General features: G+C 67.4%; 10 protein-coding genes. 3 read left to right on the top strand and 7 right to left on the bottom strand.

The genetic code is table 11. From position 1 onward, the window contains the following. Positions 1 to 227: 227 nt before the first annotated feature. The 3 genes from ABZS29_RS01115 (at position 228) to ABZS29_RS01105 (ending at position 3,728) form a co-directional block, all read left to right on the top strand. The gene (locus tag ABZS29_RS01115) at positions 228 to 1,964 is read left to right on the top strand and encodes a bifunctional UDP-sugar hydrolase/5'-nucleotidase (RefSeq protein ID WP_355457366.1); all 1,737 of its coding nucleotides are present in this window, start codon (positions 228 to 230) and stop codon (positions 1,962 to 1,964) included. 61 nt (positions 1,965 to 2,025) lie between these two features. Beyond that, entirely contained in the window at positions 2,026 to 2,538 is a 513-nt protein-coding gene (locus ABZS29_RS01110; protein ID WP_355457365.1) for a SigE family RNA polymerase sigma factor, read from the top strand. Beyond that, the gene (locus ABZS29_RS01105; protein WP_355457363.1) at positions 2,535 to 3,728 is read left to right on the top strand and encodes a hypothetical protein; all 1,194 of its coding nucleotides are present in this window, start codon (positions 2,535 to 2,537) and stop codon (positions 3,726 to 3,728) included. The genes ABZS29_RS01110 and ABZS29_RS01105 overlap by 4 nt, the downstream gene beginning before the upstream one ends. 45 nt (positions 3,729 to 3,773) lie before the next feature. On the opposite strand, the gene ABZS29_RS01100 is transcribed toward ABZS29_RS01105, so the two are convergent. The 7 genes from ABZS29_RS01100 to ABZS29_RS01070 all read right to left on the bottom strand — a co-directional run bounded on the left by ABZS29_RS01100 (position 3,774) and on the right by ABZS29_RS01070 (position 12,258). After that, a complete protein-coding gene (locus tag ABZS29_RS01100) occupies positions 3,774 to 5,171 on the bottom strand; it encodes a GH1 family beta-glucosidase (RefSeq protein WP_355457362.1) in 1,398 nt (465 codons plus the stop codon). A 28-nt stretch (positions 5,172 to 5,199) separates the two neighbouring features. Next, a complete protein-coding gene (locus ABZS29_RS01095) occupies positions 5,200 to 6,210 on the bottom strand; it encodes an ABC transporter ATP-binding protein (protein ID WP_355457361.1) in 1,011 nt (336 codons plus the stop codon). Continuing rightward, positions 6,207 to 7,244, bottom strand: a complete 1,038-nt coding sequence (locus ABZS29_RS01090) for an ABC transporter permease (protein WP_355457359.1) — start codon at positions 7,242 to 7,244, stop codon at positions 6,207 to 6,209. The genes ABZS29_RS01095 and ABZS29_RS01090 overlap by 4 nt, the downstream gene beginning before the upstream one ends. A 1-nt stretch (position 7,245) precedes the next feature. Next, entirely contained in the window at positions 7,246 to 8,226 is a 981-nt protein-coding gene (locus tag ABZS29_RS01085) for an ABC transporter permease (protein ID WP_355457357.1), read from the bottom strand. Then, positions 8,223 to 9,281 (bottom strand): ABC transporter ATP-binding protein, encoded by a 1,059-nt coding sequence (locus tag ABZS29_RS01080; protein ID WP_355457356.1) that lies wholly within the window; start codon positions 9,279 to 9,281, stop codon positions 8,223 to 8,225. The genes ABZS29_RS01085 and ABZS29_RS01080 overlap by 4 nt, the downstream gene beginning before the upstream one ends. Positions 9,282 to 9,354: 73 nt before the next feature. Continuing rightward, positions 9,355 to 11,040 (bottom strand): ABC transporter substrate-binding protein, encoded by a 1,686-nt coding sequence (locus ABZS29_RS01075; RefSeq protein WP_355457354.1) that lies wholly within the window; start codon positions 11,038 to 11,040, stop codon positions 9,355 to 9,357. Positions 11,041 to 11,208: 168 nt separating this feature from the next. After that, positions 11,209 to 12,258: a LacI family DNA-binding transcriptional regulator gene (locus ABZS29_RS01070; RefSeq protein ID WP_355457352.1), complete on the bottom strand. Its 1,050-nt coding sequence runs from the start codon at positions 12,256 to 12,258 to the stop codon at positions 11,209 to 11,211. Between the last annotated feature and the right edge of the window lie 77 nt (positions 12,259 to 12,335).

Below are 12,335 nucleotides of genomic sequence, written 5' to 3'. Positions count from 1 at the left end.
CCTGCTCCAGCGGGTGAGTGGTGTCGGCAGGGTGATGGCCGGAGGCTTCGCGGGACCACCGGCCACCACCTGGTCATTGGATCAGATCAGCGGTGTCACTGGGGAGAGCGCTGTTATGGGTGGATTCTTTCGGAGTTTACCGATTGATCGTTTGGTAGTGACATCTCGGCCGGTTTCGGGCACTCTCATGTGGGAAACCGCTCGCAAATGCCGCGATGGAGGCAGAAATGCGCAAAGCACTCGCGACTGTGGCACTGGCCGGGGTGGGGTTGAGCAGTGGAACCGCGATGGCCGGAGAGGCTGCGACCACGCCTGAAACCGTCCCTGTTCAGCTGGTCTCGATCACCGATTTCCACGGCTACCTACGGCCGCCCTCGCCAGCCGACGGCGGCACGATCGCCGGGCCGCAAGGAACCCAGGTGGTCGGTGGCGCGGCGTACCTGGCGACGCATCTGAAGACGATCCGGGCCGGCCACCGCAACTCGATCCTGTTCTCCGACGGCGACAATTTCTCCGGGTGGCCGTTCGAGGTCGACGTGCACGCGGACGAGCCGACGATCGAGGCGCTGAACGCGTTCGGCATCGAGTTCTCCAGCGTCGGCAATCACGAGCTGGACGTGTCGAAGAGCTTCCTGGTCGACCACATGACCAAGGGCAAGTGCTTCGGGACGCCCGGCGTCGACAGCTGCTTCACCGACTCCACCGGCCGCCGCTTCCACGGGGCCGACTTCGAGTTCCAGTCGGCGAACATCGTCGACGCGAAGGGCCGGCCGATCGTCGCGCCGTACACGATCCGCTGGGTGCGCGACCACGGCCGCACCTTCCCGGTCGGCTTCATCGGGCTGACCGTTCCGGACACGCCGGTCGGCAGTACGTCGTACCAGCCGGAGCTGAAGGCGCTCGACCCGGTCGAGTCCGCGAACCGGGCGGCCGCCGAGCTGACCCGCAGAGGAGTGAAGGCGATCGTGCTGAACATGCACGACGGCGGCACCGACGCCTCGCCGACGTACGACGACTGCGTCAATCCGACCGGTCCGGCGATCGACCTCGCGCGCAAGGTGACTCCGCAGATCGACGCGATCGTCACCGGGCACTGGCATGCGGCGTTCAACTGCAGCATCCCCGACCCGGACGGCAACCCGCGGCCGGTCGTCGAGGCGGCGAATCACGGCCGGCTGATCAGTGAGATCAACCTGCAGCTCGACCGCCGGACCGGTGAAGTTCTGCGCGACCGCACCACGTCGGCCAACCACGCGGTGACGCGCGACGTCGTACCGGATCCGCAACTCCAGAAGATCGTCGACTACTGGGCGGCCGCAGGACAGCGCAAGTACGCCGAACCGGTGGCGACCGTGACCGGTGACTTCACCCGCACCCCGAACGCGGTCGGCGAGAGCACGATGGCGGACCTGGCGGCGGATGTGCACCTGTGGACGGCACGTCGCTACACCCAAGCTGACCTCGGCCTGATCGCGGCAAAACCGGCGACCGGATCCACGGCGCTGCGGGGCGACCTGCTGGTGGCCAACAGCAACAAGCCGGGTGATGCCGACGGTCGGGTCCTACTGGGAGAGTCGTGGGAGGCCTACGGCTACGGCAACCCGATCCTCACCGTCAGCCTGACCGGCGCCGAACTGGATGCCGTGTTCGAGCAGCAGTGGCAAGGCGACAAGTTCGCGCCGCTGGCCGTCTCCAAGAACGCCTCCTACACCTTCGACACCAGCCGCGCGGTGGGAGATCGGGTGGAGCTGGCTATTGACGGAAAGCCACTGGACCCCGCGAAGACCTACCGCGTCGCCGCGCTCGCCTACACCGTGATCGGCGCCGACGGTTACACAGCGTTCAAGACTTCCTACAGCGACCCCATCCGCACCGACACTGATCACGAAGCCTTCGCCACCTACCTCCGGGCGCACGGGACCCTGACCCCGGCGCCCCTCGACCGGGTGACGCAAAAGGGCTGACAACCGTTGCCCCTCAAGCTCCGTACTCATCGGTGACGGAATCGGCGAGGGGAAACAACGGATGGTGCGGAGAACGCGGGACGAGGAGTTCAGCGAGTACGTCGCTCAGCGGCGTACTCAGCTGCGCCGGATCGCCTACCTGCTGTGTGGCGACGTGCACAAGGCGGAGGACCTGGTCCAGACGGCGTTGCTGAAGCTGTACGTCGCCTGGCACCGGGTGCAGCGCGAAGGCAATATCGACGCCTATGTACGGCGGATCCTGGTGAACTCCGGGATCGACGAGAGCCGCCGGCCGTGGCGCCGGGAGGAGTCCGGGCTGGACGGTCTGGACCCGGCCGCCGCGGAGGGGCTCGCGGTCGAGGACCGCCGGGTGCTGATCGAGGCGCTGGCGAGTCTGCCGCTCGGGCAGCGCCGGGTGGTGATCCTGCGCTACTTCGTCGGGCTGTCGGTCGACGAGACCGCGACCGACCTCAACTGCGGCACCGGCACGGTGAAGAGCCAGAGTGCGCGTGCCCTCGCCCGACTGAACGACTTGCTGAGTGCCCAGTTTCGGGCTGTAGGAGGACACCGATGATCGACGAGCAGTTGCTCCTTGAGCGCCTGACCGATGCCGCCGCCGCGCAGGACGACCTGCTGCCGCGGGCGGTCGCCGACGACCTGGCCGCCGGCCGTCGCCGTCTTCGCCGTCGGCGGTTTCTGGCCGCCGGTACGGCGGTGGTCGCGGCCGGCGCGGTGGCCGTGGCCATGATCGGGGTGAACGGCGTACTGAAGGACCCCGCGCAGCTGCAGGTGCCGATCGCCACGCAGCAGGCGCCGGCGCCGTCGAAGCCGGTCGACTTCGACAAACTGATGAAGGGCTTGATGTTCAAGCACTTCGACCCGCAGAAGAAGCACCTGAACTTCACCACCGGACCGTTCGACATCGACACCACCATCGGGCGCCACGGCACCCAGCGCAAGGTGGGCTGGAACACCAAGGGCGACAAGGGCCAGGGCATGTTCCTGATCGAGCTCAGCCGGTCGGCGAAGGCCGCGGACAGCACCTGCGGTTCGTTCTCCCAGTTCGAGAGCAAGCCCGTGAAATGCCAGTCGGTGACCCTGCCGAACGGACGCCCGGCGATGCTCGGCCGCCAGGGCCGGATGATCGAGTTCAGCTACCTGCAGCCGGACGGCGAGTTCGTGTACGTAGGAGTCGATCCGGTCTTCCGCAACAACACCACGATCGCGTCCGCGGACATGGCGGTCACCAATGAGCAGCTGTTCGCGTTCGCCACGGACCCGGCGCTGAACCTGCCGCCGCTGAGCGCAGCCCAGCAGGCCGACGAGGCCAAGCTGAAGGACTTCGCGCCGACGCCGGCGCAGGCCGAGGCTGTCGTGCTCGCGAAGATCGGTGGCAGACTGACCCGCGAGTACCTCGAGGACCGGCCGGGCGAGCTGTACGTCTCCGACAAGTGGAGCAAGGGCGCGGTCACCGCAACCGTCGAGATCTCGGCCGACGCCTCGATCCTCGCCAGCGAATGCAAGGCGCAACTCTCGGTACCGTCGTGCACTGAAGTGCATCACAGCGGCAAGGTTGTCGAGTACCACGAAGGTGCGCGGACCTATCAAGGCGGGCCGAAGTTCGTGATGGGCGCGACGTACAAGCAGCCGGACGGTGACCTGGCGGCGGTGCGCGTGCTGTACGACGGGAAGAAGGCGCCCGCAGGAGCGATCCCCAGAGGACTGATCATGGATCTGGTGACCGATCCGGCCTTCGACCGCTGACCGTGTCCGGGGTAGCGACCGCGCTACCCCGGAACGGGGGTACGACTACCTGTTGCGGTGAGCTTCGGCCACGCTCTTCAGATAGAGCGCGCTCTGCTTCGGGATCCGGGCCTGCGTGTCGTAGTCGACCCGGACGATGCCGAACCGCTTGACGTAGCCGTACGCCCACTCGAAGTTGTCCATCAGCGACCAGGCCAGGTAGCCGCGGATGTCGGCGCCCTGGTTGATCGCGTCGGCGACGGCCGCCAGGTGGGTGGTGAAGTACTCGGTGCGGCCGTCGTCGGCGACGAACCCGTTCTCGTCCGGGGTGTCCTCGAAGGCGGAGCCGTTCTCGGTGATCACCATCGGCAGGTTCGGGTAGTCCCGGGCGATGCTGAGCAGCAGGTCGGTGAAGCCCTCGGGGACGATCTCCCAGTCCATCGCGGTCTTCGGCCGGCCGAGCGGGACGGTCCGGCTGATCGGCAGGCCCTTCTCGTCGGTCGTGCTGCCGTCCTCGGCGTACCCGGTGAACTTCTGGCTGAAGTAGTAGTTCACGCCCAGTACGTCGATCGGCGCCGAGATCAGCTCGATGTCCCCGTCCTGGACCGGGATCTCGACGCCTTCCAGCGCCAGGTCCGCGACGATGTCGGCCGGGTAGCGGCCGTGCACCAGCGGGTCGAGGTAGATCCGGCGGCCCATGCCGTCGGCGCGGCGCGCGGCCTCGGTGTCCGGCTCGGCGTCGCTGGCCGGGTACGCCGTCGCCACGTTGAGCGTGATGCCGATGTCCAACTTGCGCGGTGAGGCCTCGCGCATGGCGGTCGTGGCAAGCCCGTGGCCGAGCAGCAGGTGGTGGACGGCGGCGATCGCGGCCGGGTACTCCTTGCGACCCGGTGCGTGCAGGCCGTAGGCGTAGCCGAGCATCGCCGAACACCACGGCTCGTTCAGCGTGGTCCAGGTGTTGACCCGGTCCTTCAGCGCGTCGAACACCAGCATCGAGTACTCCGCGAACCGGTACGCCGTGTCCCGGTTCGGCCAGCCGCCCGCGTCCTCGAGCTCCTGCGGCAGGTCCCAGTGGTACAGCGTCACCCACGGGTCGATGCCCTGAGCAAGTAGTTCGTCGACGAGCTTGTCGTAGAACCCCAGACCGGCCGGGTTGACCGGCCCCTTGCCGCCCGGCTGCACCCGCGGCCACGCCACCGAGAACCGGTAGGTGTCGAAGCCGAGGCTCTTGATCAGGGCAACGTCTTCGGGCATCCGGTGGTAGTGGTCGCAGGCGATGTCGCCGACGTCGCCGTTGTCGATAGCGCCCGGGACCCGGCAGAAGGTGTCCCAGATCGACGGCGTCCGGCCGTCCTCGGCGATCGCGCCTTCGATCTGGTACGACGAGGTCGCGACACCCCACCGGAAGTCGGCCGGCAGACCCGCGATCAGGTCTGCCGCCCCCGAAACGGACGTAGTACTCATAAAGTCGCCTTTCACGAAGTGGGAGGGTTTAACCGACCGGAACACGGCCGGGGAGCCAGCAGGCGACGGACCGGCTGGGGTCGTTGCGGGCCGACGGAATCCCGAGCAGCGGGATCTCTTCGGAGCAACGGTCGAACGCGTGCGGGCAGCGCGGGTGGAACGAGCAGCCGGACGGCATCCCGCGCAGGTCCGGCGGCGAACCGGGAATCCCGGCCAGCTCCTTGCGCGGGCCCCGCAACGCCGGGAAGGACTTCAGCAGTCCTTCACTGTACGGATGCAGCGAGTCCTTGTAGAGGTCGGCCGACTTCGCCTCCTCGACGATCCGGCCGCCGTACATGATCGCGATCCGGTCGGAGAACTCGACCAGCAGCGACAGGTCGTGGGTGATGAACAGCACCGAGAAGCCGAGCCGCTCGCGCAGCTCGACCAGCTGGGCCAGGATCTGCCGCTGCATCACCACGTCGAGCGCTGTGGTCGGCTCGTCCATGATCACGACCTGCGGCTGCAGTACGAGCGCCATCCCGATCATCACGCGCTGCCGCATCCCGCCGGACAACTGGTGCGGGTAGGCGTCCATCCGGTCCGCGGAGATGCCAACCAACTTGAGCATCTCCTTCGCCCGGGCGACCCGCGCCTCGGTCGACAGGTCCGGCTCGTGCGCCCTGATCACGTCGAGCATCTGGGTGGAGACCTTGTGCACCGGGTTGAGCGAGTTCATCGCACCCTGGAACACGATCGAGGTCTCGGCCCAGCGGAACGCCCGCAGTTCGGCGTTCGTCAGTGCCATCACGTCGTACGGGTCACCGCCCGGCGGGTGGTAGATCACTGACCCGCCGCTGATCACGCCGGGCGGCGGCAGCAGCCGGGTGACGCCGTACGCGAGGGTGGACTTGCCGCTGCCGCTCTCACCCGCGAGGCCGAGCACCTCACCACGGTGCAGCGTCAGCGTGACGTCGCGGACCGCCTGCACGCCTTGGTCGCCCAGGCCGTAGTCGACGCTGAAGTCCTTGATCTCCAGGACCGGCTCTTTCGCGGTCATGCCGCGGCCCCCTTCTTCTGGTTCTTCCGTACGACGGGAGTCGGCGGCACGACCTTGCTGCCGAGCACCGGGGTGAAGCCGACGCGCATCTGGACCGAGTGACCGTCCTTGGTCTTGAGCCGGGTGTGGCCGCTGCTGCGCAGCCGCGGGCTGACGAACTCGTCGATGCCGAAGTTGATCAGCGACAGCGCCGTACCGAGGATCGCGATCGCGAGACCGGCCGGGACGAACCACCACCACGCGCCCTGGGCGAGCGCCTGCTGGCTCTGCGCCCAGAACAGGATCGTGCCCCAGTTCCACTCGGAGATCGTCGAGATGCCGATGAAGGCCAGCGTGATCTCGGACATGATCGCGAAGATCACCGTGCCGACGAAGCTGGAGGCGATGATCGCGGTCAGGTTCGGCATGATCTCGGCGGTGATGATCCGCCAGGTGCTCTCACCGGTGGCCCGCGCCGCCTCGACGTAGTCACGCCGGCGCAGCGACAGGGTCTGGGCGCGGAGCACTCGAGCACCCCAGGCCCACGAGGTGAAACCGATGACCAGGGCAACCATCAGGTCACCCGCGCCCGGAATCGTCGAGGCCACGATGATGATCAGCGGCAGCGCCGGGATCACCAGGAAGACGTTCGACAGGGCGGACAGACCCTCGTCGGCGGCGCCGCCGAGGAAGCCCGAGCTGACCCCGATCAGGATCGACAGCGCGGTCGCGACCAGGCCGGCCAGCAGGCCGACGAACATCACGCCCCGGGTGCCGACGAGCATCTGGCTGAAGATGTCCTGGCCGAGGTGCGTCGTACCGAACCAGTGCTTGCCGGACGGAGCCTGGAGGATGTCGCTGCTGCGCTGCGACGGGTCGAACGGCGCGATCCACGGACCGATGATCGCGATCAGGCAGAAGAAGCCGAGCACGACCAGGCCGGTCGCGGCCTTGCCGTTGGCAACGAACCGCAACCGGCGGCGCTTGGCGGGCTTGGCCTCGACCGCGGGGCCATCCGGGCTCACCGCGGTGATGGTGCTGGTGGGTGCGGACATCTCAGCCCTCCTTCCGGGTGCGGGGATCGAGCAACAGGTAGGCGACGTCGGCGATCAGGTTCGCGACCAGGACCGAGAGCGTGATGACCAGGAAGACGCCCTGCATCAGCGGATAGTCCTTGGAACCGACGGCCTGGAACAGGTTGTAGCCGATCCCGGGGTAGGAGAAGACGATCTCGACCAGCAGCGTGCCGCCGACGATGAAGCCCAGCGACAGCGCGAAGCCGGACACGTTCGGCAGCAGGGCGTTGCGAGCGGCGTAGCTCATCATCACGCGCTTCTCCGGCAGGCCCTTGGCGTGCGCGACGGTGATGTAGTCCTCCGAGGCCACCGTCACCATCATGTTGCGCATGCTGAGGATCCAGCCGCTCACCGACGAGATCAGGATCGTGATCGCCGGCAGCAGGCTGTGGTTGATCGCGCTGCCCATGAACTCGGGCGTCCACCCCGGCACCAGGCCGGGCTCGTAGCCGCCCGACGACGGGAAGATGCTGTCCGGGCCGGCCAGGATCGCGATCGCCAGCAGACCGAGCCAGAAGTACGGGATCGACGACAGGAACGTTGTCACCGGCAACAGACCGTCCAGCCAGGAACCGCGCCGCCAGCCGGCCAGGACGCCGAGACCGGTGCCGATCGCGAAACTGGCGATGGTGGTCAGGCCGACGAGTGCGATCGTCCAGGGCAGACTCTGCTGGAGGATGTCGATGACCGGGGTCGGGAAGAAGGTGAACGACAACCCTAGGTCGCCGCGGAACACCTGACCCCAGTAGTCGACGTACTGGCTCCAGAGGCTGGCGTTCTTGTCCAGGCCGAACAAGACGTACAGCGACTGGATCGCCTCGGTGCTGATCTGGCCCTGGTACTTGTTGATCAGCGAGGTGACCGGGTCACCCGGGATGAGCCGGGGGATGAAGAAGTTGATCGTCAGTGCTGCCCAGGCGGTGAACAGGTAGAAGGCGATGCGCTGAAGCAGGAATTTCACTTCGCCGCTCCTTCCTCGTAGAGCCAGCAGGCAGCCCAGTGACTTTGACCGTTGTCGACAACGGGTAGCTCGAACCTCGGCGGTAGCTCGGTGGAGCACTTCGGCATCGCGTGCACACAGCGCGGGTGGAACCGGCAGCCGGTCGGCGGTGCGATCAGGCTCGGCGGCTCGCCACTGCCCTGGTCCTCCGGAGCGCGCAGATCGCCGACCCGGTCCAGCCGGTCGGGATCGGGGGCGCTCTCGATCAGCAGTCGCGTGTACGGGTGCGCCGGGTTCTGGGTGACGGTCTCCGAATCGCCGCCCTCCACCATCCGGCCGGCGTACATGACCATGGTCTCGTCGGCGAAGTACCGGGCTGAGGCAATGTCGTGGGTGATGTAGAGGATGCCGAGGTTCAGGCGTTCCTTCAGATCACGCAGCAGGTTCAGTACGCCGAGGCGGATCGAGACGTCCAGCATCGAGACCGGCTCGTCGGCCAGCAGCACCTCGGGATCGGCGCCCAGAGCGCGGGCGATCGAGACGCGCTGACGCTGACCACCGGACAGCTCGTGCGGGAACTTGTCCAGGTAGCGCTCCGGGGGAGTGAGCTGGACACGCAGCAGCAGGTCGCGCAGGTTCTCCTCGAGCTCGGCGGCGTTCTTGCCGGCCCGGCCGTGGATCTTCAGCGCGCGGGTCAGGTGGTAGCGGATCGTGTGCGTCGGGTTGAGCGACGCGAACGGGTCCTGGAAGATCATCTGCACCCGGCGGCAATACGCGCGGAACGCGCGGCCACCGTGGACCTCGACCGACTCACCGCGCAGCCGGATGTCCCCGCCGGTACGGCGGTAGAGCTGGGCGAGCAGGCGGGCCACCGTGGACTTGCCCGAGCCGGACTCGCCGACCAGCGCGGTCACGCGACCGCGGCGCAGCGTCAGGTTGAGATCGTCCACCGCGTGAACGACCTTGCGGTCACGGGTCAGCAGGTCGCGCAGGCCGCGCCGTACGGGGAAATGCTTGGTGAGGCCTTCGGCCTCGAGAACGACATCAGGGACCACCGCTGGCTCGGTCACCGTCATGATGGGAAGACTCCTCGTCTCGTGGCACCGCGGCGCCGGGAGCACGGAGAGGCTCCCGGCGCCGCGGTCCGTCTCACTGAGAGCCGGCAGGCTTCAGGTTCAGGACGATCTGCAGCGCGTTCTGCTGGGTCGGCTGCCCGGGCGCGTACGAGTTCGCGTCGTCCGGCCAACCGGTCCAGTTCTTCGTGCTGTAGAGGCCGCCGATGTTCGAGGCCGAGGTCGGGATGACCGGCATCTGCTCGACCATGATCTTCTGCAGCGTGTTCAGCGCCGTGGTGCGGGTCGCGTCGTCGGCCGCGTTGGCGTACTCCTCGAGCGCCTTGGTCGCCTCGGGCGAGTTGAAGCGGCCGTAGTTGCCGCTGACGCCGCCCTTGCCGACGGGCTTCAGGATCTTGCCGTCCATGATGTTCTGGTAGATGTCGTACGGCGTCGCGCCGCCGTTGGTCCAGTGCATCGCGGCGTCGAAGTTGCCCTCGTCGATGTTCTTGAACCACGCGTCCTGGTTGGCCTTGTCGACGGTCGCCTTGATGCCGATCGTGGACAGGTTGTCCTTGATGATCTCCAGGTCGGTGACGTAGTCCGACCAGCCGGCCGGGTCGGTCAGCGTGATCGTGACCGGCTTGCCGGTCTTGTCCTTGAGGACGTCACCCTCGAGCTTGTAGCCCGCGGCGGCCAGGTCGCTCTTGGCGCCCTCGACGTCGACGACGTGCTTCTTGTCCTTGAACTCCGGGGCGATGAACGACTCACCGGCCGGGGTCGGGATGCCGGTGACGGACTCGACCTTCGGGTAGAAGTAGCCGGCCTCACCCTGCTGGAAGATGTCGTCGCGGTTGATCACCTTGTCCATCGCGCGCCGCAGAGCCGGGTCGTCGAAGGGCTTCTTGGTGGTGTTGATCCACAGCCCGTGGATGCCCAGGTTCGCCGGGAAGAACAGCTTGTGGTTCTTCGGGTCCTTGTCCTGGAAGACGGCCTTCACGTTCGGGACGAAGACGAAGCTCCACTCCGAGGCGCCGTTGGCCAGCGCGGTGGTCTGCGCGTTGTTGTCGTTGTAGGAGGTGTACCGCAGCTCCTTGACCTTCGGCAGGTCCTGCCAGTACGAGTCGCGCAGCTCCAGCGTGGTGGTCTGCGGGGTGAACGACTTGATCTTGTACGGGCCGGTGCCGACCGGGTTCTTCAGCGTGTCCTGGCTCGGGTCCTTGATCGTGGACCACTGCGCCTTCTGGATCACGAAGACGGTGAGGATCTTGTTCTGGTTGACGAACTGCGAGCGGGCGAAGGTCAGGTCGACCTTGTTGCCGGTCTGGGTGACCGTCTTGTACGGGATGGCGTCCGAGTTCAGCCCTTCGTTCTTCTGCCGCAGCTGGAACGTGTACGCCACGTCCTCCGCGGTCATCGGCGTACCGTCGGACCACTTCACGCCGTCGCGGATGGTGAACGACAGCTTGGTGAAGTTGGCGTCCCACTTCCACTCGGTGGCCAGCCAGGGCTTGCCGGGCTCGGTCGGCTTGATGCCGTTGATCATCACCAGCGGCTCGAAGATCATCCAGCGGTACCCGAGCGAGGCGCCCGAGGAGGAGCCGAGGAACGGGTTGTGGTTCTCGGTCTGCGGGCCGTTCGGCATGCCCACGTTGAGAACGGTGGCAGCGGTGCCGGAACCGCTTCCGGTGGTGCTCTTCCCGTCCCCGTTACTGCAGGCAGCCAGTGTGGCTGCCGCGAGCAAGCCCGTCAGGGCCAGCGCGACGCTCCGTCGTGCTCGCATCGGATTCCTCCTGTGTTTCTGTGTTGGCGGATGGTCCACCCCTGAGCCGGGTGGGCCAGTGCATAGTGGCGTGAAAGCGCTCTCATCGGAAGAGCAAACGCCTTAACGGATCGGTATCGAGGACTTCACCGGCGGCGGAGCAGGGGCAGCTGCCCCGCCGCCGGAGCCTCAGGAGTGGGACCGTGCAGCGGGGGCGGGCGCGCTGGTCCTCGGGGCGGGCTTGGGGGCAGTTGAACTGCGGACGATCAGCGTCGTCGGCAGCACTTGGGGTTCCTCGGGCAGCGGGGTCCCGCCGAAGTAGCCCATCAGCATCCGGGCCGCCGCCTGACCCATCTGGCGCATCGGCTGATGCACCGTGGTCAACGGCGGTTCGGTGTGCTGGGCGTACGGGATGTCGTCGAAACCGACGACCGACACGTCGTTCGGCACGTTCCGCCCGGTCTCCCGGACGGCCTGGATGGCGCCGCCGGCGGACAGGTCGTTGTGCGCGAACACCGCGTCGAACTCGAGCCGCTGGTCGAGCGCGTACTGGACGCCGCGACGGCCGCTCTCGTACGTGAAATCGCCTTCGAACACGAGTCTCGGGTCGAGCTCGATGCCGGCTTCGGCGTAGGTGTCGCGGAAGCCGTCCAGACGTTCGTGGGTGCAGCCGAACCGTTCGACGCCGGTGATCACCAGCGGCCGGTGCCGGCCGAGCTCGAGCAGGTGCCGGGCGGCGGACTGCCCGCCGGCGTAGTTGGTGGTGGCGACGGACGGGAACTGGGGGCGGTGGTCGCGGTCGTCGATCAGGACCACCGGGAGGCCGCGGGCGTGCAGCTGCTCGATGTAGGTGAGCGTGCCCTCGGGCTCGATCACCAGCAGGCCGTCGAACGACTGCGACGAGACCTGGGAGGCGAACTGGTGCATCGACTCCGCGCCGCGGTTGAACGTGAACAGCAGCAGGCCGTAGCCCTCGCTCTCGACCACGTCGACCGCGCCCTGCAGGACCTCGCCCATCCAGGGCCAGGTCAGCGACGGGACCAGCATGCCGACGACGCGCGTCCGGCCGCGGGCCAGGCCGACCGCCCGGGCGCTCGGCACGTAACCGAGCTCGGCGATCACGGCGCGGACCCGCTCGGCGGTGCGCAGGTCGAGCTCACCCTTGCCGTTCAGGACGCGTGACACGGTCGTCTTGCTGACGCCGGCACGGGCGGCGACGTCGGCGATGGTGATGGACACGCTGAATCTCCCCTCGGGCGGTGGGGTGGCGGATGTTACTTGCGTGTTGCGATGAAGTTCGGAACCGGTTTCGGAAG

This window comes from Kribbella sp. NPDC005582 (assembly GCF_040605415.1).
GTDB lineage: Bacteria > Actinomycetota > Actinomycetes > Propionibacteriales > Kribbellaceae > Kribbella.
Note: the sequence above shows the minus strand (reverse complement) of the source record. Positions and strands in the feature narration are given on the sequence as shown.

What these genes read in the sequence shown, in the direction of transcription:
- ABZS29_RS01115 (WP_355457366.1), top strand. Translation starts at nt 228, where the DNA reads ATGCGCAAAGCACTCGCGACTGTGGCACTGGCCGGGGTGGGGTTGAGC.
- ABZS29_RS01110 (WP_355457365.1), top strand. Translation starts at nt 2,026, where the DNA reads ATGGTGCGGAGAACGCGGGACGAGGAGTTCAGCGAGTACGTCGCTCAG.
- ABZS29_RS01105 (WP_355457363.1), top strand. Translation starts at nt 2,535, where the DNA reads ATGATCGACGAGCAGTTGCTCCTTGAGCGCCTGACCGATGCCGCCGCC.
- ABZS29_RS01100 (WP_355457362.1), bottom strand. Translation starts at nt 5,171, where the DNA reads ATGAGTACTACGTCCGTTTCGGGGGCGGCAGACCTGATCGCGGGTCTG.
- ABZS29_RS01095 (WP_355457361.1), bottom strand. Translation starts at nt 6,210, where the DNA reads ATGACCGCGAAAGAGCCGGTCCTGGAGATCAAGGACTTCAGCGTCGAC.
- ABZS29_RS01090 (WP_355457359.1), bottom strand. Translation starts at nt 7,244, where the DNA reads ATGTCCGCACCCACCAGCACCATCACCGCGGTGAGCCCGGATGGCCCC.
- ABZS29_RS01080 (WP_355457356.1), bottom strand. Translation starts at nt 9,281, where the DNA reads ATGACGGTGACCGAGCCAGCGGTGGTCCCTGATGTCGTTCTCGAGGCC.
- ABZS29_RS01075 (WP_355457354.1), bottom strand. Translation starts at nt 11,040, where the DNA reads ATGCGAGCACGACGGAGCGTCGCGCTGGCCCTGACGGGCTTGCTCGCG.